21 protein-coding genes and 1 pseudogene are annotated in these 25,037 nt (G+C 56.5%); 15 read left to right on the forward strand and 7 right to left on the reverse strand.

Annotated elements, in window-relative coordinates:
- Positions 1-11 precede the first annotated feature (11 nt).
- Positions 12-2,129: a hypothetical protein gene (locus SY89_RS13450; RefSeq protein ID WP_054584611.1), complete on the reverse strand. Its 2,118-nt coding sequence runs from the start codon at positions 2,127-2,129 to the stop codon at positions 12-14.
- A 373-nt stretch (positions 2,130-2,502) separates the two neighbouring features.
- On the opposite strand from SY89_RS13450, the gene SY89_RS17420 reads away from it, so the two are divergent.
- The 5 genes from SY89_RS17420 to SY89_RS13475 all read left to right on the forward strand — a co-directional run bounded on the left by SY89_RS17420 (position 2,503) and on the right by SY89_RS13475 (position 9,382).
- Positions 2,503-3,564, forward strand: a complete 1,062-nt coding sequence (locus SY89_RS17420; RefSeq protein ID WP_189319173.1) for a hypothetical protein — start codon at positions 2,503-2,505, stop codon at positions 3,562-3,564.
- Between the two features lie 78 nt (positions 3,565-3,642).
- Positions 3,643-5,739: a DUF4129 domain-containing protein gene (locus SY89_RS13460; RefSeq protein ID WP_054584613.1), complete on the forward strand. Its 2,097-nt coding sequence runs from the start codon at positions 3,643-3,645 to the stop codon at positions 5,737-5,739.
- 58 nt (positions 5,740-5,797) lie between these two features.
- Positions 5,798-6,871, forward strand: coding sequence for a DUF1616 domain-containing protein (locus tag SY89_RS13465; RefSeq protein ID WP_054584614.1), 1,074 nt, complete (start codon positions 5,798-5,800; stop codon positions 6,869-6,871).
- Between the two features lie 485 nt (positions 6,872-7,356).
- Complete coding sequence (locus SY89_RS13470; protein ID WP_054584733.1) at positions 7,357-8,457, forward strand: glycosyltransferase family 2 protein; 1,101 nt, start codon at positions 7,357-7,359, stop codon at positions 8,455-8,457.
- A 481-nt stretch (positions 8,458-8,938) separates the two neighbouring features.
- Positions 8,939-9,382, forward strand: a complete 444-nt coding sequence (locus SY89_RS13475) for a hypothetical protein (protein ID WP_054584615.1) — start codon at positions 8,939-8,941, stop codon at positions 9,380-9,382.
- Between the two features lie 32 nt (positions 9,383-9,414).
- On the opposite strand, the gene SY89_RS13480 is transcribed toward SY89_RS13475, so the two are convergent.
- Positions 9,415-10,554: a glycosyltransferase family 4 protein gene (locus SY89_RS13480; RefSeq protein ID WP_054584616.1), complete on the reverse strand. Its 1,140-nt coding sequence runs from the start codon at positions 10,552-10,554 to the stop codon at positions 9,415-9,417.
- A 142-nt stretch (positions 10,555-10,696) separates the two neighbouring features.
- Between SY89_RS13480 and SY89_RS13485 the strand changes: the two genes are divergently transcribed.
- Positions 10,697-11,017, forward strand: coding sequence for a hypothetical protein (locus tag SY89_RS13485; protein WP_144427228.1), 321 nt, complete (start codon positions 10,697-10,699; stop codon positions 11,015-11,017).
- 75 nt (positions 11,018-11,092) lie between these two features.
- On the forward strand, positions 11,093-12,349 hold the full coding sequence (locus SY89_RS13490) for a sulfatase (RefSeq protein WP_054584618.1): 1,257 nt from the start codon (positions 11,093-11,095) through the stop codon (positions 12,347-12,349).
- 246 nt (positions 12,350-12,595) lie between these two features.
- Here SY89_RS13490 and SY89_RS16115 read toward each other — a convergent pair whose 3' ends face one another.
- The 3 genes from SY89_RS16115 to SY89_RS16120 all read right to left on the reverse strand — a co-directional run bounded on the left by SY89_RS16115 (position 12,596) and on the right by SY89_RS16120 (position 16,719).
- Positions 12,596-13,942 (reverse strand): sulfatase-like hydrolase/transferase, encoded by a 1,347-nt coding sequence (locus SY89_RS16115; RefSeq protein WP_080506709.1) that lies wholly within the window; start codon positions 13,940-13,942, stop codon positions 12,596-12,598.
- A 25-nt stretch (positions 13,943-13,967) separates the two neighbouring features.
- On the reverse strand, positions 13,968-15,326 hold the full coding sequence (locus SY89_RS16745) for a hypothetical protein (protein ID WP_144427229.1): 1,359 nt from the start codon (positions 15,324-15,326) through the stop codon (positions 13,968-13,970).
- 346 nt (positions 15,327-15,672) lie between these two features.
- Positions 15,673-16,719: a glycosyltransferase family 2 protein gene (locus SY89_RS16120; RefSeq protein ID WP_080506710.1), complete on the reverse strand. Its 1,047-nt coding sequence runs from the start codon at positions 16,717-16,719 to the stop codon at positions 15,673-15,675.
- 130 nt (positions 16,720-16,849) lie between these two features.
- Here SY89_RS16120 and SY89_RS16125 point away from each other — a divergent pair, with 130 nt between their 5' ends.
- Positions 16,850-17,686: a glycosyltransferase domain-containing protein gene (locus SY89_RS16125; protein ID WP_080506711.1), complete on the forward strand. Its 837-nt coding sequence runs from the start codon at positions 16,850-16,852 to the stop codon at positions 17,684-17,686.
- A gap of 105 nt (positions 17,687-17,791) precedes the next feature.
- On the opposite strand, the gene SY89_RS19710 is transcribed toward SY89_RS16125, so the two are convergent.
- Entirely contained in the window at positions 17,792-17,980 is a 189-nt protein-coding gene (locus SY89_RS19710; RefSeq protein WP_080506712.1) for a transposase, read from the reverse strand.
- A gap of 244 nt (positions 17,981-18,224) precedes the next feature.
- Between SY89_RS19710 and SY89_RS13505 the strand changes: the two are divergent.
- From SY89_RS13505 to SY89_RS13520, 7 genes and pseudogenes are all read left to right on the forward strand, one after another.
- A pseudogene (locus tag SY89_RS13505) lies at positions 18,225-19,050 on the forward strand (IS5 family transposase).
- Between the two features lie 591 nt (positions 19,051-19,641).
- Positions 19,642-20,016 carry a class I SAM-dependent methyltransferase gene (locus SY89_RS16750; protein ID WP_144427230.1) on the forward strand — a complete coding sequence of 125 codons (375 nt, stop codon included), beginning with the start codon at positions 19,642-19,644 and terminating at the stop codon, positions 20,014-20,016.
- Positions 20,013-20,393 carry an FkbM family methyltransferase gene (locus tag SY89_RS16135; RefSeq protein WP_189319175.1) on the forward strand — a complete coding sequence of 127 codons (381 nt, stop codon included), beginning with the start codon at positions 20,013-20,015 and terminating at the stop codon, positions 20,391-20,393. Before SY89_RS16750 ends, SY89_RS16135 begins: the two co-directional genes overlap by 4 nt.
- Before the next feature lie 145 nt (positions 20,394-20,538).
- Complete coding sequence (locus tag SY89_RS16140; protein WP_080506714.1) at positions 20,539-22,017, forward strand: oligosaccharide flippase family protein; 1,479 nt, start codon at positions 20,539-20,541, stop codon at positions 22,015-22,017.
- 402 nt (positions 22,018-22,419) lie between these two features.
- Positions 22,420-22,884, forward strand: a complete 465-nt coding sequence (locus SY89_RS13510) for a dTDP-4-dehydrorhamnose 3,5-epimerase family protein (RefSeq protein WP_054584621.1) — start codon at positions 22,420-22,422, stop codon at positions 22,882-22,884.
- A gap of 3 nt (positions 22,885-22,887) precedes the next feature.
- Complete coding sequence (locus tag SY89_RS13515; protein WP_054584622.1) at positions 22,888-23,961, forward strand: glucose-1-phosphate thymidylyltransferase; 1,074 nt, start codon at positions 22,888-22,890, stop codon at positions 23,959-23,961.
- Positions 23,962-23,963: 2 nt separating this feature from the next.
- Positions 23,964-24,143: a hypothetical protein gene (locus SY89_RS13520; protein ID WP_054582629.1), complete on the forward strand. Its 180-nt coding sequence runs from the start codon at positions 23,964-23,966 to the stop codon at positions 24,141-24,143.
- On the opposite strand, the gene rfbD is transcribed toward SY89_RS13520, so the two are convergent.
- Complete coding sequence (gene rfbD, locus SY89_RS13525) at positions 24,140-25,027, reverse strand: dTDP-4-dehydrorhamnose reductase (RefSeq protein ID WP_054584623.1); 888 nt, start codon at positions 25,025-25,027, stop codon at positions 24,140-24,142. The genes SY89_RS13520 and rfbD overlap by 4 nt on opposite strands.
- Between the last annotated feature and the right edge of the window lie 10 nt (positions 25,028-25,037).

Consider the following 25,037-nt stretch of genomic DNA (forward strand, 5'->3'; position numbering starts at 1 on the left):
GAGGAGCCCAATCACGATCCCCCGATCCCGCCACCGCCGTCACCGCCCGGCGTGTCGGTCGGCGTGACGGTTGCGGTGTCGGTCGGCGTGGCCGTGCCGTCGTCGGACGGCGTCGGCGTCATCGTCATCGTCTCCGTCGGCGTGTCAGTGGCGTCCTGTTGGCTCACGAAGCCGATCGCGTAGGCGGTGAACCCGGGCGAGCGGGCGCGGTACTCGTCACCGCCGAGGTGGGTCGTCTTGAGCGTCGTCCACTCGCCGTCGACGTAGCGGAACAGCCGGACGTCATCGGGCGAGCGGTCACCCAGCTCGCTCTCCGAGAGCGTGAAGGTGAACTTGACGTTGCCGATCCGCTCGTCACTGAGGCCGATCGCCTCCGCGGTGAAGTAGTTCACGGCAGTTCCCTGCGCGGGATCAAGTTCGGGCGTCCGCGACGGCGGGCCGGCCTGGGGCTTGGTGAACTCGACGCGGAAGTTGCTCTCGCTGAACCGCGTCGTGAGTGTGAGCCCAGTCACCGCTGCGTTGTCGGCGGCGACGTTGGGGACGTCGACGCTCAGGGGCTGCCCGCTACGGGTGCTTCGGAAGTTGACCGTCGCGCCGGTGTTCGTGGCGATGGCGCGTGCCTCGCCACCCTCGTCACCGCCGCCCTGGCCACCGCCGCCACCACCGCCGGCAGGCGGGCCGCCACCACCCTCACCGGGCGCTTCCGTGACGGTGATGTCGACAGTGTCGCTGAGGTACACCACATCGTCCGTGTCGGCCTTGGTCACTGTCGCCGTGAAGTTCCCGACCTCGCCCGGTCGGATGGTGGCGCGGCCGTTGGCGTTGGTCGAGACCGTCTGGCTGCCGAGCGTGATCTCGGCGTTCGCGATCCGCTGCCCGTCGCCACGGACCGTGAAGCGGATCGCCTGGGGGACCTCCACGTTCGTCCGGTTCGCCGTGAGGTCGAGTTGGACCTCGCGGGGCTCGGTCCCGACGGTGATGTTCCCTTTCGCCGTGCTGAACTCGTTGGTGTCGTTCGTCGAGGCGACGTAGACGTACTCGTACGTGCCGTTCGTCCAGTTCTTCGACGTGCCGACCTCGAGCGTCGTCGAGCCGCTCTCGGTGACGACGGACGTTGTCGAGGCGTTCAGCACCGTGTCGCCGGTCGAACTGGTTGCGGGTTCGTTGACGTTCGATTCGGTCGCGAGGAACTCGATCAGTGCCGGGAGGCCGACCGTGCCGCTCCGCGATCGATCGGCGAGATTGATGCCCATGACCTGGGAGTCACTGTCGACGCGTGCGACGCCGTCGATGGCGTCGATGCTGTGTTCGATCGTGACGTTGTCGGCCGTGTTGTTCGCGTCGAACCCGTTCGCGGTGAGCGTGTCGAGATCGCCGTCGTAGTTGATCGTCGTCTCCTCGCCGGCGAGCACGGACTCGTTGACGAGGACGACGGTGTGGCTCGTCCGCTCGTCAGCGAGGTTGGAGTTCACGTCGAACGTGACGTTTTCGCCTGGGTCGATCGTCTCCTGCTGCGGCGTTGCGGTTGCCGAGGCCGCTTGCACCGGCGCGGCGTCGACGCCCAGAATCCGGACGTCCTCGCTGATCGAGGCGTTGCCGTTGGAGACGCTGACTGCTTGGCCCGAGTCAGACGCGACGAGCATGAGCGCGTAGGCGCCCGGTTCGCTTGGCGTGAAGCTCGTGGTGACGGTACCCTCGCTGTCGATGGTGCCGGTATCGGCGACCGTGAAGGTGAAGTTGCGGTTCACCTCAGATGCGGTTCGGTTCTGGGCGAAGAGCCGATCAAGCGCCTCGTTGGCTGTGAGCCCCATCGTCGCCGACGTGTTCAAGTTCGACGTATTCGGGTTGTCGGAAACGCGTGCGGCGACGAGTTGGACGTTTTGGCCGTCGAACTGGTCCGTTCCGGCACCGACTCGCCGATTAAACTCAAGCGTGATCGTCGAGCCGGGTTCGAACACGCCGACAGTGTCCTTGTTGATCGGTGCCAAACCCGTTTCGTCCGTGTATATTTGGGTCGTCGGCCCCTCGACCGTCGTCGTCGCCGTCGACGTGTCGACGCGGAGCGGAAGCGCCGCCCGCTCCCAGACTGACACGTTCTGGGACGTGTTGACGAACGAGTCAGCCGCCACGAAATCCGCATCAGTCGTACTGAACGAGGCGCTCTGCGCGTCCGCAGTGGCCCCGACTCCCGCCACGGCCCCAGGTGCCGTAGCGGAGAGCACTAGCAGCGCAGCGACTGCCAGTGCAGACGTTTCAGCCAAGCGAGAGTGCATTATGCGCTAAAAAGGGAAGCATTGGTGCAAAAGTGTTACGCTAACTTTACTAATTCAGCAAAGGGCGTTAGGAAGGAATTACCCGGAGCGCGGCTAATTCATCCGGAACAGCCACCTCGTGCAGAAAGCCAAGCCTACATGCATCGTGAGAGAGTGTTCCCTGCCAAGTCCCAATCCCGAGGTTAGGAGGTCGCCAACGATATATGCAGGCGGGTAAGCTACCAACACAATGAGTCGGTTCGCCGCAGGCGTGATTGCCCTCCTCTGCTGGACAGCCCTATTGGCCGGTGGCATCGCCGCCGCCGACGGCAGTTACGACCTCGCCATCGACGGGAGCGTCGACACACCCGATCGCGTCGTCACACTCGAAGGCAACGAGTACACCGTCTCGGCGATCGGCGTCGTCGACCCGGGCGAGCCCATCCAGGTCTCGGTTGAGGCGCCAACCAACACGGAGTACGACCTCTACCTGTACAACGACGATCGACGGAGCGAAGACCGGATCAACGACGCAGGTACTTCGGAAACGTTCGATGGCGACTACCCCGCCGGGTCGTACATGGTGGCGATCTATGCGGACGGGAACTTCGTGACGGTTCACCCGGTCGTCGTTCGCTCCTACGACGTCACCGTCGACGCGCCCGCGACCGCCGAGGCTGGGGAGGAGATCGAGCTCTCGGTCAGCGTCGAGAACGTGCAGGGAACGCCAACCGATCTCGAGACCGTGCAGGTCGTCCTGGGCCACAACGGGAAGGCGGAAACGCTGACGGCGACCGAGACGAGCGACGGGACCTACACCGCGACGACGACGCTCTCCGAAACGGGCGACTACCTCGTCTACGCGAACGCGCGCGGGTCGGACACCGTCGATGGCGAGAACGAACTGGTTGGCGTGAGTCAGTCGAACGAAATCACGGTGCAGACGGCGACGACAACGGCAACCGTGACGGCGACGCCGACCCCCGGCGATGGCGGAGACAGTGGTGGGCAGGACCCGTCGACGGACACCGCGACGCCGACGGCCACCGCGACCGTCACGCCGACAGCGAGTAACGACTCGACCGCGACGGCGACTTCGACCGCAACGGCAACTTCGACGGCCACAGCGACGGACCAGCCGACGGCCACCGACACGGCGACATCGACGGCAACCGCGACACCGACACCGACACCGGCGAACGTCCTCACGCCAAACGACTCGTCGCCGACCACGACCACTGGGAGCCTCTCAGTCCTGCTCCCGCTTGGGGCACTACTCGGGTTCGGTCTCCTGGCACGCCGGCAGCGCTGACCGCCGCGGCCAATGGCGGAGCGAACTCCCACTCGGGGATGGAACACACATTTATGCTGGCATGAATATCTCGCAGGTGTGCGCGCTTCTGCCCCGCGACGGCTCCTGATCGCGACGGTCGCCCTCCTGTGTGTGCTGCAGGCCGTCGCTGGGGCGGGCGTCGTCGCCGGGGCGTCGACGGCATCGGCCACCGAGCTAGCTCAGATGACCCCAACGCCGACGAACAACACGACCGTCCAGCAGGAGAACCCGGACGACGTCGACGAGTCGGGTGACACCGAGGCACTGGAGTCGTACCTCGCCCAGTCGCTCGCCGAGCGGTTAGGCGACAGCGCGATCCGGATCAGCGAGTCGGAGTACGAACAGGGTCGCTCGATCCTCGGCGACGAGTACGACAGCACGTTGGAGAAGTACGTCGACGTCGCCGGGGAGACTGACGACAGCGGTGCCGACTCGTTCGACCAGGCCGCCGAAAGCCAACGCGAGTTGGCCGGGACGGCAGAGACGTACAACGAGACCTACCAGGAGTACCAGGAAGCGAGAGCGAACGGGAACGACACCCGTGCCCGCGAGTTAGCCCGCGACCTGAATCGGCTCGCCACCGACGCGAACGCGTCAGCCCGACAGCTCGCGGATGCGTACACGCGGATCGAGAACGCAACCGGGGTCGATCTCTCGGCGGCCGAACAGGAAGCAATGAGCGTCGCCGAAGAGGTGTCCGAGCAGCACGAGACAGTCATGGCCGAAACGTTCGTCGAGACGCGCCTGTCGGTTCAAACCAGTGCCGACACGGTGTCGTTTGCCGACCCGGCGACTGTCGAGGGGCGGCTCACCCTCGAGAACGGATCGGCACTACGAAACGAGACGGTACGGATCCGGATCGGCGAGCAAGTCGAGACGGTGGAAACCGATAGCGACGGTCGGTTCACCGTCACGTATCGGCCGGTCACTATCGAGAACGGGACGGACGCCGTCTCGGTCGCCTACCTGCCGGCCTCGGAATCGCCGTATCTCGGGTCGAACGCGACGCTCGACACGACGATTGTGCAGACGACGGCGACACTCACCGTCGATAGCGAGTCAGCACGGACAAGCTTCGGTGACAACGTGACGGTTGCGGGCCGTGCCCACGTCGATGGCGTGGCTGTCGAGGGGGCACGCGTCCGGGTAACTGTGGACGAGATCACGCTCGGAACGGTGACGACCGGCGCCAACGGGAGCTACGACCTGACGAGCTCTCTCCCTGCGTCGGTCGAGAGTGGCGATCAATCGGTGGAAGCAGTGATCGTCCCCACCGACAGCGCCGTCGGATCGGGAGTGGCGTCGACGCCCCTAACGGTCGAGACAACGTCCACGACGCTCTCGCTGAACGTGACGGGGACGAGTACCGAGCGCGTCCGGCTCACGGGGGAACTGACGACGGCCGAAGGCGCACCCATCGCCGGCCAAACGGTCGACCTCCGGATCGCGGGGACGACTGTCGCCGCTGTTGAGACGCGAGCCGACGGGACGTTTTCGGCGACCGTGACGCCCCAGGCCGAGCTGACGGGGACCGTCCCCGTTCGTGCCCTGTACGACGCGCCGTCGAGCAACCTCGCGGGGGCGACCGCACGGGCAGCGCTCGATCTGGCTCAGCTGGGGGCGAGGAGCACCACCGCGAACGAGACGAACACGGGAACTGGCACCGACAGCAGCGTCGTCGAGAACGACGCGTGGCCGCTGTCGGTGGAACTACTTGGTGGCGGCGGCGTCGCCGTCCTCTCGGTACTCGCCATCGGCTGGCTCGTTCGGCGTGGGGAGACGTCCACTGATGAAGAGTCGCCGGCCCCTGCTGCGTCACCGCCAACAGCCTCCAGCACTGATGAGGGCGGAACCGATCGGGTCGCAAAGGCCACCGCCCTGCTCGACGAGGGTGACTCGGCGGCCGCGATCCAGGCGTTCTACGGTGCCGTCCGACGCTCGCTCAGTACGGGCGACGACTCTCAGACCCACTGGGAGTTCTACGCGACGGCGAGCGATCGGCTACAGCCCGAACGTGCCGGCGCGCTGGAGCGGCTGACCGAGGCGTACGAGCAAGTGGTCTACAGCCCCGACGGCGTGGCGACGGAGGATGCCGCCGCTGTGGTTGCCGATGCGGCGTCGTTGCTCGGTGACGACGACGAGTCGGCGTCGTAGATCGTGAGCGTGCCCCAGGACCGACTGGTTTTTCCGCGCCCGCAAACCTGACTGGGGTATGGCCGACCGGTCACGCTGGTGGCAGTTACTGCCGGCTCCAGTCCGGCGACTGCCGGCCGATCTCGCGGCCGTCGTCGCGCTGGTCGGCATCACGGCCGCCGTCGTCTTCCTCCCGGTCGTTTCCGAGACGCCGCTCCGGGTGGTGTTCGGCCTCCCGTTCGTGCTGTTCGTCCCGGGGTATGCGTTCATCGCGGCGCTGTTTCCCGAGGCCGGGACGTTTGAGCCGAGTGCAGATGGCGAGGAGGTAGGTGAAGAGGCAGTCGACGATCGCGAGGGTATCGACGGCATCGAGCGCGTTGCGTTGTCTTTTGGGCTCTCGATCGCGGTCGTCCCGCTGATCGGCCTCGTGCTGAACTTCACGCCCTGGGGGATCCGCCTGGTGCCGATCATGGTCGCCGTCAGCCTGTTCACGCTGGCGTCGACGGCCGTCGCCGCCCGGCGTCGCTGGGAGCTCGATCCCGAGGATCGGTTCGAGGTGCCGTGGCGTGCATGGGTCGCCGATGCGCGGGCGGAGTTGTTCGAGCCGGACTCGCGGACGGATGCGGCGCTGAACGTGCTGCTGGTCGTAAGCGTCTTGCTGGCTGTCGGGAGTGTTGGATACGCCGTTACAGAACCAAAGCAGGGCGAGGCGTTCACGGAGTTCTACCTCTTGACGGAGAACGAGGACGGCGAGCTGGTCGCCGATGACTACCCGACGAACTTCACGCAGGGTGAGAGCCAGTCGCTCGTGGTCGGGATCGGCAATCATGAGCACCAGCCGACGAACTACTCGGTGGTAGTCGCGTTACAGGAGGTGCGGATCGAGAACGACTCCGCAAATCAGGTGAACGACTCTACGGTGAGTGGGAACATCTCGATCGTGGTTGAACGGGAACATGTGTTGCGGCGTTTCCAGACCCAGGTCGCCCACAACGAGACGTGGCACCTCCAGCACAACGTGACGCCGACGATGACCGGCGAGCGGTTGCGGTTGACGTATCTCCTGTACAAGGGTGAGGCACCTGCGGACCCCACAACGGAGAACGCGTACCGAGAGCTGCATCTCTGGGTGAACGTGACGGCACCTGAGTGAACCGCCTCGGGGTCACGCCCCGAGGCGCTCGGCCTGCTCCGCCTGTAGCGGATCTGTTAGCGGAGGGCTATACGGAAACCCGCCTTAACCAACAACTGGGTCAGTTAGTCGGAGTGTTGGTTAATAATTTGGTACACCAATCCCCTTTGCTCCCGGAAGAGGTTCTTTCCAATTCAAGAACCATCGACGCGACCGGCTATCCCGGGCATCCCCCACACCGACTTCACCCAAGATTTCGTTCATTCAGCGACCTGTTAGGGACACACTTATGTTGACTAGATTCACATTAACATACAGAATCTACCGTGGGAGCGCAGCGAGGACACGTTGGAGGGGACAATGTCTAGTGTAAATGCCGATCAAGAGGTTGTTGAACAGGGTGGGGAGTACCAGATAGAGCAGGAGCCAGGGCTAAACGAGCGGCGGGCGGGGACAGCGTGCTGTTGCCGGCCGACAGCGAAGCGACCCCGCAGATCTCGCTCGTGATGCCCACGCTCAACGAGGAGGAAGGCATCCGGGAGTGCATCCAGCGAGCGAAAAACGCGTTTCGTGACCTCGGCGTCCAGGCCGAGATCATCGTCTCGGACAGTTCGACCGACCGAACACCCGAGATCGCCCGGGAGGAGGGCGCCATCGTCGTCGAACCAGACGGGAAAGGGTACGGCTACGCCTACCGCTATGCGTTCGACAAGGCCCGAGCCGACGTGATCGCGATGGGCGACGCCGACACGACCTACGACTTCGAAGAACTCCCGAAGCTGTACGAACTCGTCGCCAACGGCGACGCCGATATGGCGATGGGGAGCCGTCTCGAGGGAGAGATCAAGCCCGGTGCAATGCCGACCCTCCACCAGTACGTTGGGAATCCGCTCCTGACGAAGTTCCTGAACACGTTCTACGGCGCCGGTGTTAGTGACGCCCACTCAGGGATGCGTGTGTTCACCCGCGACGCCTGGGAGGAAATGGGCTGTGAGACAACGGGGATGGAGTTCGCCTCCGAGATGATCATGCAGGCCGGCGCCGCCGACCTGAAGATCGAAGAACTTCCGATCGTTTATCACGAGCGTGAGGGCGAGGAGACCCTTGAGAGCTTCAAAGACGGCTGGCGGCACGTCCGGTTCATGCTCCTGAACGCGCCGGGGTATCTGTTCTCGGTGCCGGGGATGGTGCTTGGCCTGTTCGGAATGCTGCTGATGGCTGGCGTCGCCTTCGGTGTTCCCGGGAGTTCGGTGACGCTGGGTCCGAACACGATGATTGCGGGGAGCCTGTTCACGATCGTCGGGTATCAGGTGGCGTCGATGGGTGCGTTCGCGACGGTGAGTGGCGACCCTATCAGGAAGCCTGATGATCCCGTGACGGAGTTCGTCGTCGAGCGTCTGAGCCTTGAACGCGGGGCGACGGCCGGGATCGTGGTTGGTGGCGCCGGTGCGGTGTATGCCGGCTACCTGGTTGTGACGTGGGCTCAGAGTGGGTTCAAGTCAGTGCCGTTTACCGTCGCGTCGCTCCTGGCGTTCACCGCGATCGTCATCGGCGTCCAGACGGTGTTCTCCGCGTTCTTCATGAGCGCGGTGGCAAGTTCGCGGTAGATCGGGAACTGCTCGTTGTCCGAGATTCCTGATCGCTCGGCTCGTGTTACAGTCGAGAGGGAGACACCCGACACCGAGTGAAACCGTGGTTTGGCGTGTGTTCGGACGGGGTTAACCCCGTAACGAGTGTATTCAAGGGGAGTGGTAAACGTGGGTTATCACTCGGTGCACGGTGTGGGGTGAGTGGGGGTTTGCTGTGGTACTCGGTTTGTGTTTCACTCGGTTCAGGGAGTGTCTCTTGGGTAGGGACCACTGTAGAGTTAGATGTACGTTCTGTTCATCGCTACCACGGCAGCCCCTCGTACACGATGCTGTCGCGGCGACCATCGACGACGGCCGGGAATTAGGGCCGATTCTCACGCCCGAAGACCGACCACGCGGGATCCTCTCCCCGACCGACCGGGAGTATCTCTGCGGACACAAGGAGTACGCCCAACCCCAGACGGATGCGAATAGACGGCAGGCCATCCGCGAACGGGTCGTGAACGGGCTCAAGGACTTCGCGCTACTGAGCGTTCTCCTCGACCCCGGGAAACGGGAGAAGGTCTTCGCGGAACTCGGGCTTGAAGAGACCGACGAGGCCCTTGCGTCGATGGTCGCGTTTGCGTATCTCGGGGTAGGGGGTGATCGTCATCGGTTCGAGACGTGTCTCGAGTACGGTATCATCCAGGGGGCGAACGTCGGCCAATTTTCTGAGTCGGGTGGTCGGGCGACCAACGCGGACGTGTCCATCTCGGTCGAGTACGACCCCAATATCGAGGCGCTGTATCGGCGTTACGAGGACAGGGAGGAGTTGACTGATGCCGAAATTGGGGCGCTGGTTCGGGCCGGTAGAATTGGTGGGGATGATCTCGAGGAATCGGCCGAGTCGTCCGGAGGGTTTCCCGGTGTGTTTGTGGGGAAGGGAGCTGAAACTGGGGAGTAACGTGAACGTTGGATGTTGTGAAGGGCTGGTTTTCACCAGGATCCGTCGATGGCACTTTGATAAGCAGTTTCAGCCTGGTCCGCGACTGCGTCCCAGTCATATCGCTGCGCGCGTTTGACGGGGTCGGAAGATGGTCGGGCACCGCAAAGTGCCGCTTCAAGTGTCTTCGTGAGGGCGTCGACGGTTGGCTCGACGAGGAAACCGGCGTGGCCGATGACCTCGTCAGCGGCGGAGTCGGGATGGTCGGCGCCGATGACGGTGCAGCCGGCGGCCATTGCCTCGGCGTAGGTGATGCCGAAGCCCTCACGCGTGCTCGGGGAGGCGAACACGTCCGCGGCGCGCATGTGGCCCAGGACGTCCTCGTAGTCGTCGAGGAAGCCGAGGAACTGGACTCGGTCGGCGTGGCTGAGCGTCCGGTGGTTGGCTTCGAGGCGCTCGCGCTCCGGGCCGTCGCCGATGATTCCCAGGGTGACGTCGTGGTCGGCGGCGACGGCGTCGAACGCCTCGAGCAGCTGGTCGACGTTCTTGTGCTCGATGAGGCGGCCGGCGAAGAGCACATCGTAGCCCTGCTCGGGGAGTGGGGCGTTCTGGATTTGCTCCACGTCGATGCCGTTGGGGATGGTGCGGATGCGGTCGCGTGGGGGACCGATTTCCGCGAGGCGGTCGGCGGTGATGCCCGAGACGGCGATGGTGTGCTGTGGAGTCCTGGCGGTGATGCGCTCGGTGAGTTTCCCGAAGGGCGCGAGGTGGCCGAGGTACTCGGTCCAGTAGTCGCCCCAGACCTCGTGCCAGGTGGTGACCAGTGGGGTGTCGGTGCCGACGGTGGCGAGCTTGGCGGCGAGTACGGGGAAGTACGGGAAGACTGAGGCGACCACGAGGTCGTGTTCGTCGTTTCGGAGGTGTTTGTTCAGTGGGTGGATGGCGCGGGCGGCGAAGTCCAGGGCCTCGGTGATAGATCGGCGATCGTTGGTGTAGAGTTCGGTTTCGGGGGCGACGGCGCGGAGCGTCATGCCCTCGTGGGTGGTTTCTGCCGGGCCGTCCCAGAAGTGCCGGCCGTAGATGGTTACGTCGTGGCCTTTGTCGGCGAGGCGGGTGCCGATCTCGTGGATGCGTTTCTCGGCGCCGCCGGTGACGAATGGGTAGACGACGTTACTGACGAAGGCGACGCGCATTCTTGTCGAGGATGTCGGTGTGTTGGGAATACTGTTTCGGACCGGTCGTCATGCTCGCAGTGACCCCAAGTACGTATACTCCCATCCTGAAAGGAGTGCTATGAGTATCGCACTGACTCACTTCGCGTTCGGCGCGTTGTGTATGACCCTCCTCCTTGCGTACCTCCCTGTCCGTACCCGGTACTTCATGGCGCTCTCGGTCGCCAGCTGCGTCTGGGCGATGATGCCGGACTTCTGGCGGGTGAGCCCCGTCTACGAGACCGCGTTGCGAAACCTGGGCCACTCGGCATTCGGGTATGTGTTCTGGCTCCACCCGCTGTTCGACAAGGCGGATGCGAGTGACTCCTACCGATTGGCGGCCGTGATGGTCGGCGTCTACTTCCTCGTGGGAATGCTCTACGCGGAGCGCCATCAGGACGAGCCGATGCTCCGGGTCGACGTGGAGCGGTTTCGGAACTGGTGACACGGCTGAGTGGTTTGCTTCTCGATAGGTCGGAACGCAAAGTTATTAGCCACGTAGTGGTCTTTCTCCTTCACGATGACTGCGGACTGGGAGAACGTAATCCTGCTCTCGGCCGACGCGCTGCGAGCGGACCACCTCTCCTGTTACGGCTACGAACGAGAAACGACTCCTGTCCTCGACGAGCTGGCGGAGGAGAGTATCCGGTTCACGAACGCGTACAGTGCGAGCTCGCACACGCGTGAGGCTGTTCCGGCCCTTTTGACCGGGGAGTACCCCGACGTCGCCGTCGATTCGGGGTATCACCTCGCGACGGAGACGGTGGCGTCGACGCTCTCCGAGAGGGGGTTCGCGACTGGTGGATTCCACTCGAACCCGTTCGTCTCGCGAGCGTATGGATTCGACGAGGGGTTTGACCACTTCGACGACGACCTCCATCTGGGCCAGCACAAACTGATCGCGCTGGCCCAGCGGGCGCTGGACAAGCTCCGGAATCGGCATTACGCCCGTGCTGAGGAGATCAACGAACGGTCGTTGAACTGGGTGGATTCGTTGGAGGAGGACCAGCCGTTCTTCCTCTGGAACCACTACATGGACACCCACGGACCGTACGAGCCGCCGGGGGAGTACGCAACGCTGTACGCGGATGATGGACTGTCAGGACGTGATGCGCAGTCGCTGTATCAGCAGGCTATCGACAATCCAGAGTCGATTACTGAAGAGGAGCGGAAGCTGTTGGTTAATCTCTACGACGGGGAGATTCGGTACAACGACATGCGGATCGGGGAGTTCTTGAACGAGCTTCGGGAGCGTGAGTTACTGGAGGAGTCGCTGTTGATTGTAACGTCCGATCATGGGGATGCCTTCGGAGAACATGGCTATTACGAGCATCCGCGGTATCTGCATGAGGAGATTACGAAGGTGCCGCTCATGGTGCGGCCGCCAGGTGGCCGCAGCGAGGTAGTGAAGGCGCCTGCGAGTACGCTAGATGTCGTTCCGACTGCAGAGGCGGTTGCCGGCCGCGAAGTTGAGCTGTCGCTATTAGAAGATCTTGAAGACGACCGAAGAGTGTTCTCACAGGTTCGTGGGGAAGACGTCAATAGCCATCTCCGGCGATACGCCCTCTGGACCAGCGAGGATGTGTGCTTTTGTGAGTGGGACCCCTACACGGAAGAAATACGAGTTACCGAAACGACAGCCCGGTCGCTTGAGGCCGAACTAGAAGCACACGTCAAACAGCGGATACGCGTCGAGAACAGCCCAGAGGCTGCGGGGGAGGGCGACGTGGACGAAGAAATTGAACGGCGGTTAGAAGCACTTGGGTATAAAGGTTGAAAATGAAATGAACATACCGTACTATCGAGAGAGTTTCCATCATATGTCTTCAGTAGCATCTCGTACCGCGATGGTTAGTCAAGCCTAGAAGGTCACACGAAATGATTTCTGCTGACCAAGGTCAAAATCCCATACCTTAGCGAAAGTAAGACTGGATTGGTTTGGGTTCTGTGGAGTGCGGACAGACACACAAGTGAGCGATGAAGTCAGTAGATGATATTGGGGCGAACCTTTGTTCAATAGGGCCTATGAAATATAGCCCAGATCAGACAGCCGATCCTGTGTTTCTTTATCAATCTCTTGTTGAGGGCCTGAATGACCACGGTTTGGGAAGTGTTTGTTCAACGACTCAACAACACCCTTGTTTTCTGTGACTTCGCCACATTCGCGGTCAATAAGGATGTAATCATCGGACTCTGACACTCTCGTCAGCATCCATCGGTCGGTGACGACCGCCTGTTGGTCCAACCCATGTCCAATTTCGCCTGCATGTGCCACGCGCTCCTCCATAATCTCCGAGAATTGTTGGCCATCAAACTGCAAGCTGGAGGGATCTTCGACACCTGATTCAGAGAGAATGTTCGGGGCGATATCCACTGTGGAGACAACACCATCAGCTGCTTTGACTCCATCCATAAACAACGGGACATCAAGCACTTCTGGGATGAGAGCGTGTCCGTGCCCAACCCCATAGATACCTCGTTTCCCAGCGAAATATTGTTCGCTTAATTCGACTCGGTCCCACATCTCCTCTCCGTGGTCGCTTGTTATTACGACGAGTGCATCATCTGGAAGGTGTGACATGAGCCGGTTTAATTGCTGATCTACAAAATAGAGTGCCGTATCATATAATTTCTTTCGGGCTTCCCGATACTGATTAAACCCAGGGCCAAAGTTTGCCTGTTGATATCTCCATCGGCGCAACCCGTCTACGTCCGGAATATCACCGAACGGTTTCTCGTTTGGTACCGTAAGAGGCTCATGTAAATCACCGAGATGAAGATAGGAGAATCGAGGTCCTTCAGTCTGTTCCCACCATTCAAGAAACTCTGAAACAAGTTCGTCCGCAGGCGTCTCATGTGCAATCTTACAGTGTGGAAGATGTCCGCGAACAGAAAGCTCTGCGGTGGCAATCGCCGTTGAGAAATATGTCTCATAGCCAGCAGCATCAAACAATTCGGGTAGCAATATCGTTTCATCCAGCAATGAGGTCATTTCACCATCATCAGATCCACGATCCCGGTAATCACCGACGTATCCCGCGCCGTGGTTATGTGGGAATAGCCCCGAGAGGATGCTAGGAACTGCCGCATATGTCCAGGGTGCAGCAGATACAGCTGTCCGGTGCATATCAATTGTATCTAAGAATGGGGTCGTTTGTCGATGGTAACCGGTGCGCGAGAGGCGATCGGCTCGCAGACAATCAATAACGACGATAACGACATCACGGCCATTCAAATGTAACTTAGGAATGTCTCCCCGAGAAGACTGTTGGAACCTATTCCACCGATTGATTGCAAACGAATAGTAGGGGAGAGCATGCTTCGTAAGCTGATCCCGTATGGAATCAAGTAACCCTGAATCTTCACTCATATCATATCATCGGATTATTTCATTTTTAACTCTGTCGTGTGTTACACACATAGTATTCACTTGCCCATATCTGGCTTTTGTTTCCACATGCGTTGTCTGTGATTGTGAGATGGGATTCGCCGAGAGGACCATGCATAGTGTTCTTGACGTCCGTTTCCAATCGCTCAGTCGAGGCGGCATCATTGGGATTGAATCGCTCGATGGCCATATATTGGTCCCACTCCGCGTTAGTGTACACACGGTTCATGTCGATTAATGGATTGTCAATATCGTTGCCAAGTGGTGAAATTGGAGATGCTGCAGCGTATCCGCCTGCGGTAATCAACAAAATCGCAACAGTCGCGCGCTTTAATGCGCCCGTTGGCAGCGTATCCCGGACATATATAAAGAAGACGCTGCCACCGAGTATTAAGAGTGGCCCAATAAAGTAAAACATGCGATAGTGGAGTTTGAAGTTGATACTTGCAATCAATGCACCTACTGTTAGAAGGCCTGCTGAGAGCATAGCAACAATGAATGGTGTCTTGATGATATCGCGCTGACGAACAAGCCGAGCCCAGAGATACACAATTCCGCCGCCCACCCCAAGTCCACAGGTGTACAGCAAGGGATAATACTTAATAGCTCTTAACGGCGCGCTTAATGTAACTCCGCTTTCAACGTTTCTCCCAACGCTTTGACTCGCCTGCCCTGATGACGGAAGAATGAGTTCCAAAGGATTTGCGGGAAACTGAAACGTGAAAACGCTCATGAGAACCCCTATGGCTGGGGATCGCCACGCACTCCAGAGAATGTGAATTAGCAGTAATAGCACGGGTGCGACAATGATTGCAATCCACCGATTTTGATGGCCAGCATCACTCGCCATTCCTAACCATCTGAGAAAGTAACACCCAAGAAGGATGCCAGTGCTAATTGAAATGATTACTGTCGCATAAAAGAAATGCACCCAGACAACACTGAGCAGCAATCCTACTGCGAGGATATTGTATCGTCTGTCGGCGCCGCCAATGGCCGCCAATAACACAATTAGAACCACTAGAAATAAAGGAACTGCTAAATGCTCTGATTGTGTGATTGTTGAACTGCGAAGAAAAAGAGGGAACGGAACTGAGAGAATAGCAGCGACAAGTGCAGCATCTTTGCTGAAAAGATTCCTAGACCCGACTCCATAGATGAGGACTGGTGTGAACGCAGCGACAGCAATTGTAATGCCGCCTGCATCGTATAAGCGGACACCAAATGGCACAACGATTCCGTCGCCAGCAACTAACTTACCGATAACCAACTCAATGATGAAAAGCGGAGATGCGTGATACATTCCGCTCCCTTGTACAAATCCTTCATTTGCCCAGCGGCCTGCTTTTCCCGCCCAATTCTGCACATCGGTTCCCCTGTTGCAATATGCACGAATGGTCCCGCTCGCAAGAAGAAGCTCAACAAAAGAGTTCCAAGAAGGTATGGGGTATTTGATTGTTTTTCCCCGGTCATGACTCCAAAGAGAAACAAAATGAGCGTGGTTGCAACGCCCACGTAGACGAACGGCGGTCTAGGAAATGGCGTGCCTAGGAAGGTATATAATGCAACCGTCACTCCAAAAATCGCGAACGCTAGACATATAATATATTTTTCAGTCGATCTCATGTCTCGGACTCATTTTGTGGCCAATTAACTGATACACTGTTGCATATACATATATCACTTGGAATATTGGTGTATCATGGGATACTTCACTCATTATCGTCTTTCACTGTTTTATAGAAATCTTCTTTGTCCAACCCGATTCCAACGTACTCAGCGAACGACTTGCTCTGAATTTCGGTCGTCCACTCCATGTTACGACCAGCTTCCCGTTCGCGGAGTCCCCGAACAGCGTACTGCAACTCACACGAGAAGGCACGCGTCGCTTGGACGATTCCATCCCGCCAGGCTAGAATGAGGTTCCAATAAAGAAAACTCAAAATAAGTATTGGGAGCCCTTTTGCCAGCAGTGTCAGCGGGAAGTGCTTTGTCAGCATTTTTGCCCTGTTGATGTTCTGGTGGTATATCTGGAAGCTGTTCTTCCCGTAGTCAACTTTTTGCTTGACACTTTGGGAGAACCCGTGGAAAACGACCGAATCGGGTTCGTAAAGAACCGTCCAGCCATCCTCTTGGAGCCTGAGACAGAACTCAAGGTCCTCAACATACATAAAAAAGTCTTCATCGAAGCCACCTAGCTCGTCGAACACAGCGCAGTCAACAAGCATAGCACAGCCCGACCCCCAGAGTGTCTCGCAAGTCTCATCCGGTACCTCTTCAGCCCCAACTGGACGAAGATGATGTGGATGCCACCCGAATCCAAGTTCGTCAAGCGCACCGATGCCCTTGTCTATTAGATCGTGGTCATGTTCTAATCGAACCTGTGGAACGACCGCACCAACACTTGACAACTTCAGGTCCTCAACAAGTTTGGTGACGGTGTCGGATATAATGACGGCATCAGAATTTAAAAAGAAAATGTAATCGCCCGTCGCCTTTCTTACCCCGTAGTTACAGCCACCTGCAAAGCCCCTGTTCTCGGACAGGAAGTGGAGATCAGTGTGCGAAAGCGAGGCGGTGAGCTTGTCTTGATCGGCTTCGTCCGATGCATTGTCAACGACTAATATTTCGGTTATTGGATACGCTGACTCTTCCAGTGAATCAACACATCGCTTCGTTAACTCCGCAGTATTGTAGTTTATTATAACAGCAGAAACAGTCGGGCTGTGAGTTGCGTTCTCGGACCGGGTCTGTTCCATCACCCTAAATCACCTCGCTGCGGTTAAAAACGATTTGGGATTCCTGTATCGGCACCCCCCCCCCCACTCATACTTACAACCATACAATTTATATTTGATGTGTAACTACTACGTTGTACAAGGCTATTAAATGAGCGAGTCATTAGTGGTTTATACCGCAGTCTTTGGTGACTATGACGTTGTTGTCAACCCAGTTAAACCAGAAGAGGATATAGACTATATTTGTTTTACCGATCGTCCAGATTCGATACCCAGCGGCTGGGAGACGCGTGAGATAGAGCTTCCAGACCTCTCGGACAAGCTCAAAAGTGGGTATATAAAAATACATCCTCACAAGCTGTTCCCCGAACACAAAATGAGTCTATGGGTCGACGGGAATATTGTCATTGTCGGAGAGGTATCTGCATTAGCCGAGCAGTTGCTACAAGAAAGTGATTTAGCCGTCCCCATGCATCCAGACCGGAATTGCATATACAGGGAGGCAGACGTCTGTTTGAATATGGGTATCGTAGAAGAGAGGGCGACAAGTGAAAAGATGGACCAGTATCGCCGTGAAAATTATCCGAAAAACAACGGTCTCAGTGAAACGCGAATTCTTGTAAGGAAGCACCAGGAACCAGATATTGTTATGACGATGAATCTGTGGTGGGAGGAGTACAACAGTGGGCCCGAGCGAGACCAATTGAGTTTCGATTACGCTACTTGGAAGGCGGGAATAAACGTTAATCACCTTGATTCCACTTTCCCAGTCGACTCGCAGTATTTCAAACAGTATCCACATAAAGCGGATATGAAGGCGAAGCGAGTCTATGAGATCCTGCTGAGGATGCGGTGGAATCCGCGATATGCTGTGCAAAAATACATTGGCTTAGTGCTGTTGTCAGTGTACTTATTCGGAGTGGCAGTTGCAGAAACACTAATTCGTGCAGTAAAGTTACTAACGGCACCGGAGAAAAGGGAGTTCTAAGAGTAATCAGCACAACCTTTGGCTATTCGGGAGGAATGTTTCGATCCAGTCGGTGGCAAAGCTGACGCGGTGACTTAATTGAAGAAATATTTCGGTGAAGAACTCTCAGAAGTGGTCTTCGCATTCATAAATCTCTGGTGACACCTCTCGTTTGAGGCTCTTACAGAACGGTTCGATCCCGTTCAATGTCGGCGAATGGGGCGGAATGAAGACGAACTCGATGCCGAGTTCGTCGGCCCATTGTTGGGTGAACCTTGCGGGATGGGAGCCATAGTTGTCCGCCACGAGCAGAATCCCGGCACGCGGATTATACCCATCATGGGGAAAACTTCTCTGTCACTTCAATAGAAGTCATTTGAAGAACTCAGAAAACTCATTGCCGACCCTTTCTACGTTGCCGTCAGATACTACGGTCAGGTAGTCTCTAAGAGCTGTTTCGAAGAGTCAGATAGGTCTATTTGGCTCTGGTGAATCACTAGACAACGTCGGTTCCAACCGTTAGAACTTGGAAGATGAAGCGGGAAATTTGCGATAGGTCATGTCGAAGATCTCCGGCTTCACGAGCAAAGCGGTTACGTTAGCTAAAAATGCTGTTGGTGGCCGAGGCAAAGTCGCCGCCCCCGAAGGGGGTGGCGGCTTCGTCGACTACCCCCTCGTCTCGCTGCACTGTCTGCGGAATTTACCTCGATGAATCGTACCCCAACGCATTCGATCTGTTGAGCGAGATGCCGCATAATTGTGGGGAGATCGGCCTCAAAGAGGTCGATCTCCCTGACCATTCGACGCTGGTAAAGGCTTTTGATAGGTTCGAGATGGAGGTCTGGCGAGTGCTGCTGCGCCTGTGCTGCAGCTGCACGACCCCTCGGGTCACGCCGCCATCGACCTGACGTTCTTCGACCGCGAAAACGCCAGCAAGCACTACTGCCGCCGGACGAATTATCGCGTTCAAACACTGAAAGCGACGGCACTCGTCGATATAGAGAGTCAAGCTAGCCTCGACGTTCACTGTATGACCGAGAAAATGCACGACACACAGCTCGGCTGGCAGGTCGCCTGCCACAACGCAGCCGACCTGACCAGCCTCGCTGCTGACAAGGGGCTTTACTGGATGCAATTACGCGAGAAATTGCGGAAAGAGGACGTGAAGCCGCTGATTAAACGTCGCATCTTCTACCCATCGACCACGTGCATAACGCGCGGGTCGATGGGCCTCGCTACCGGCAAAGATCGATGTGTGAGACCGTCTTCCCGTCGATCAAGCGCACGCACGGCAACGCCGTGCCTGCGCGAGAATGCTGTACCGAGAATTTCGTGAACTCGTCTTGAAATGTGCCGTGCATAACATCAACCGTGCCGCAACATAGCCAAATCAACCGCAGTATGGCGATTCATCAGAGCCGTCTATTTGAAACCGAAGCTGTGGAGCGCTTGTGAGGTCATTTGACCGCCGTTTACAGATTGTGCCCTATATAATTTCTAACACTTTTACCTGACTTTCTCGCCAAGGGCCGCGCTCTTGGCCGGGTCAACCAACAGCGTCGCAATAGCACCACAGTCCTCTAATTGAGCCTCAATTCTCAAATTCAGGGTGGCCGTCCAAGAGAATGGTTAGCCGTCGCCGAACACCTCTCAAGCAATGATACTTCAAACTCATAAATCGCCCACTTCTCCCAACGTCGATGCCCCGGTTTCTCCTACAATTTTCAAGAAAATACAAAAGTGTAGTAGTTATAATAAACCATCAGTAAACTCAATCTCATGTCCATACAGTATACTCGGAGTTGACCGCGTTGAGTAGCAGCAGACAAGATTCTTCGATTTGTCGCACAGTCTAATGGCATATACATTGGCTGAGAGAATCTACCTACTTTGATCGGATATATATCAGTTGATTGCCTTATGACAAAACCCGACCAAAACAGATATGAACCTACTATAATAATCTAATTCTAATTGTGACATCTGTCATCAGACGGGGCATAACCATCTATCAAGAGGAAGGTGCAACAACCCTTCTTCGGAGAGTTCTTGGGAAATTACAATCAGACGTATACAGTAAATCAAAGTCTGTCCGTGGGCAGTACTCCTTCACTCTGGCTAATCATACTGTCACATTTTCTGCTCCGACACCCACGGTGGTGAAACGTAATCAAAATCGTTTTAAATCTGAAAAACAGGAGCTTAGAGATTTCATTAACGAGATTAAGGAAGGCGACGTTGTATACGATGTTGGAGCGAATACGGGCCTGTACACGCTTTTTGCAGCGAAAGCCTGTCCAGATGTAGAGGTGATCGCGTTTGAACCGTACCCCCGAATCTCGACCTGTTGAAACAAGATGTCGCTCGAAACCAACTACAGAATGTAGAGATCCTGGACGTGGCGTTGTCGGATTCTGTTGGGAATATCGAATTCAGTCAGCCAACTGAAGATGATGTGGGTTATGGGTCATCATCGATAGAAGCAAACGAGTCAGAAGCTACGATCGAAGTCCCAACCACGACTGGGGATCATCTCATTGCTGGTGGTAAGATACCTGCACCGAATGTAGTTAAGATAGACGTGGAGGGATCAGAGCCGCTTGTTCTTGAGGGGTTAGAAAAGTCACTCTCCGCCCCAGTTGCCGAACGGTATACTGCGAGGTTCATTTACCGGGAGTGGATAAGCGGCCTTCTGTTGAAAATTTCGGAAGTTCAGCAGAAGACATAGAGAACCGATTGCGAGAGTTCGGTTTTACAGTTGAGCGACTCCGCAGCAGTAGGGGAAGTGAAGTTTTCTATAAGGCTATAAAATAACATATCTTCATTTAATTCTCACCATCAATGGGGGTTGACATCATTCGGGGTTTGTTTCTATCCTTGGTTCGAAAGTTGCTACATTATTCCTGGGGGTGATCATAACTCCAATTCTCGCTCGTTTACTTGGTAGTTCACAATATGGTGACTATGCATTTCTTTTGTCAATACTTGGTGTTACAATGATAATTATTAATGCAGGAATTTTTGATGGGACTCGAAAATACATTGCCGAGGATCGAAATGAAGCCAATTGGACTGAACATGTCTTTGTATTTTATTTTAGGCTAGCTTTCGTATTGGCAATCATTGGTGCATTAATCTATACGGCTATCTCATGGTCTGGTCTACCTGACTATCTTTTTGGAGATGGCTTCAAGATCTACTTTTTTCTCATAGGAGTTTTGATAGTTGGTCGCCAGATGAATTCCGTCGCTCGTGGGGGGTTGATGGGACTTGGGCTCGAAAATCGAAGTGAGCCATTAAATGTATTAAAAAAGACACTCTTTGCTGTTGTTGGATTATATCTTGTATACACCGGATATGGAATCGTTGGCGTTCTTGTTGGTCATATAATGTCAACCCTGATTGTTTCTATCCTTGGATACACAGTTTTGTTTAAACACTTGGACCTCCGAGCGGTTTTTATACAGATACCTACCAGTTTTCCTAAAAGACAATTACTATCGTTTAATGGTCTTAGTATCATTCTGATATTCTTGACAGCGTCTCTTTATCATATCGATATAATTTTCCTCAGACTACTTACTGGAGATCAAGCGACTGGGTACTATAAGGCGGCACTCGTAGTCGCTGAATTTCTTTGGTTGGTGCCGAATGTGCTCCAGATGGTACTTCTCCATTCGTCTTCGGGATTGTGGTCAAACGACCGCACAGACCGGATTACGAGTTTAGCATCTCAAACCACGCGATATAACCTCTCTCTCGTACTTCTTTTAATGATCGGCCTAGCAGCACTGGCACATGATTTTATCCCAATCTATTACGGCCCTGAATTTGATGCTGCTATTCTACCCCTTCTCTTGTTACTCCCGGGTGTTTTGGGTTTCGCACTTGCCCGTCCAATATTCGCTATTGGACAAGGAAAAGGTCAACTTAAGATACTGATTATGGCGACTGGTACTGCCTCACTGGTTAATTTGTGTTTGAATGCACTGTTGATACCTTCTTTCGGTATGGTAGGGGCAGCTATTGCAACGAGTATTGGTTACGGCTCAATGTTGATACTCCATATCCTCGCTGCACTCAGAATCGGATTTAACCCGATAAATGATCTTCGGCTTATGAGAATTACAGCTGTTGCAATCATTGCCACTGGAGTTATTTTTGGCCTTACCTCAGCTATTAATTCATCAATTGTATCACTCGTTATAGTACCTCCGGTTGGATTTATTGTTTATAGTATACTCTTGTTAAAATTCTCTGTTGTGTCCCCAGAAGAAACGGAACTAATTATACAACAACTACCGAGCCCACTCAAGGAATACGCAGAAAGAGGGATGCGGTTCATTAGTTGACTAGAATTATAACATCTGTTTAGGATTATCCTAGCCAACTGGTGATTTTGATTCTAATATTTTTTTTTTTTGCATTATTTAGAGGCCGATTATTGAATTCACCTCCTGCTACGAGCAGGGTGAAGACCCGGTTGAACCAAACTCGTAGTTCGTGATGGCGACGACCACTCTCTCGGAAACATGTTGCGTGCCATCGTCTGTAATGATAGTCAGAGATCAGGTAAGTCGGCCGAAAAGAAAAGACCAAATTACTAGGAGGAATCTACCGAAAGGAGATTCCAATACATGGCCAATTACCAAAACTGCAAACATTAATGAACCTATTGGTATTATCTGACTGACGAGCATTTATCATTTTCTGATTTTCAACAAGGCTAAGACAGTACAGCAATATCGTCGATTATGATTCACGATGTAGAGGTTAAAAGCCTCCAAGTGAATGCTGACGAACGCGGCCATCTCGTCGAAGTATTCCGAACCGACTGGGAGGAGTACAACATCGACCCAGCCATGTCCTACTACTCCATGACTTACCCCGGAATCATCCGGGCGTGGCACCGCCACCTCGAAGGACAGAACGATCACTTTGTCTGCCCACAGGGTCGCATCAAGGTCGGCGTCTACGACGATCGCGACGACTCACCCACCCAGGGCGAACTCAACACGTTCGTCATCGGTGAGCACAACCAGAAGCTCATCCACATCCCTGGCGATTGCTGGCACGGCTTCAAAGCCATCGGCGACAAACCCGCCCTCCTCATCAACTACCCCACCGAACTCTACGACTACGAGAACCCCGACGAGGAGCGCATCCCATACGACACAGACAAAATACCTTTAGACTGGGAAGAACCACCTCACGAGTAGTACATGAAGGGCGTCTTACTTTCCGGCGGAACTGGCTCTCGACTCCGTCCGATCACCCATACTGGACCGAAACAGCTGGTCCCCGTCGCGAACAAGCCAGTCCTCGAGTACGCGATTGAGGACATCAAAGAGGCTGGCATCACCGAAATTGGCGTCATCCTCGGAAACAAAGGTCGGGAAGAGATCCAGGAACTCCTCGGCGACGGCTCGAAGTACGGCGTCGACATCACATACATCGTCCAAGGGAACCCCCTCGGGCTCGCTCACGCGGCTGGCTGCGCGCGAGAGTTCGTCGGCGATGACGACTTCGTGATGTACCTAGGCGACAACATCCTGAAGTCCGGTGTTACCGAGCTCGTCGAGAGCTTCGAGGCCGGTAACTATGGGGCGGGTATCGCGCTTCAGGAGGTCGACAACCCTCAGGCGTTCGGCATCGCCGACGTCGACGACGAGGGCAACGTCACAGAGCTCATCGAGAAGCCCGACCAACCGCCGACGAACCTGGCGCTCATCGGGATGTACGTCTTCTCTCCGGCGGTGTTCGACGCCATCGACGACCTCGAGCCGTCCTGGCGCGGGGAGCTCGAGATTACCGACGCCATTCAGGACCTCCTCGAAGACGGCCACGAGATCGACTCCCACGTCGTGACCGGCTGGTGGAAAGACACAGGGAAGCCCGAGGACATTCTGGAGGCCAACCGCCTCGTCCTCGAGGATAAGGAACTCACGACGGCAGGGGTCATCGAAGACGGCGCCGAAACCGACGGCCGGATAGAGCTCGCAGACTCGTCCGTCATCGAGTCCGGCGCCGTCGTCCGTGGGCCCGTCTCGATCGCTGAGAACGTCACGATCCAGGGCGGAACCTACGTGGGACCGTACACATCAATCGGCGCCGACTCCACGCTGGAGAACATCCACATCGAGAACAGCGTCGTCATCGGCGGCTCCGAGATCTCGGCCTCGGGCCGCATCGTCGACAGCCTCCTCGGCCGGAACGCCGACGTCGAGAGTGCCGACGAACTCCTGCCCGAAGGTCGACGACTCGTCGTCGGCGAGAACTCCCAGCTCAAACTCTAACCATGCGCATCATCACCCACTCCTGCCCGGCCTGTGGAACCGTCATCGCGGCGAACGAACTCGAGGACAACCGCGTGATGAAGTGTCCGGGACTGGACTGCCAGGAGGTGCTCCGGTTCGACGACCTCCCCGAGGATGCACGCGAGCACTTCCTCGAACACCGAGACCGGTACCAGATCTAGCGGAACGCTTCCTCTATCGCCTCGATATCTTCTCGTAACGTCGGCTGTTCCCGATTCAGAGTCGACTCAAGCCGAGCAACGTTCAGACAGCTGTATGTCGGCCTTGTTGCTTCCCGTTCCACGTCGGCGACAGACCCCTCTCGAAGATCCGCATCCTCGTCGACGTACTCGGAGAGCAACTCCCCGAACTCGTAGGGAGTAACACAGCTGCGGCAGGCGACATGGAACAGGCCATCGGCCCCTTGCGCTGCAAGATCGAGCAGCACGTCTGCAGCCTGCCCGGCTCGTGTTGGAGTCACCCACTGATCTATAAACAACGGCACGTCATCCCCGTCGAGGAACTTCCCACGTACCCACGCAGGGAACCCTGTGAGCTCCTCGTCTCCGCGATGAACTCCCCACACGAACGACAGTCGGGCTATCAGAGCGCTCTCTTGTACCTCCTCGACTGCCTGTTCACCTGCCAACTTGGACTCCCCGTAGGCCTGTACCGGGTTCATTTCGTCGGTTTCGTCGTACGGCACGCGTGCAGTTCCGTCGAAAACGTAGTCTGTGGAAATATGGACGAACTCAATATTCTCGCGACGGCACTCCGCAGCCATCTCACCAGGTGCCTCACCGTTGAGTTCGTAAGCCAGTTCCGGGTTCGTCTCGCAGGCGTCTACATCGGTCATGGCCGCACAGTTGATGACGGCTTCCGGCTCGTGTTCCGCAAGGATGTTCCTGAATACGTCGTAGTTCCGGAGACCGTGCTGGTCCAGCGGGATATCGAACGCTGGCCGTTCGGAGTGATACGTACCACGAACGTCCCAGCCACGCTGTTGAGCGGTGTGAACGACGTTGCTGCCGAGGAGACCGTTCGCGCCGACGACGAGGAGCCGCATACGCTAACCT

Source organism: Halolamina pelagica, from assembly GCF_001307315.1.
GTDB classification, from domain to species: Archaea; Halobacteriota; Halobacteria; order Halobacteriales; family Haloferacaceae; genus Halolamina; species Halolamina pelagica_B.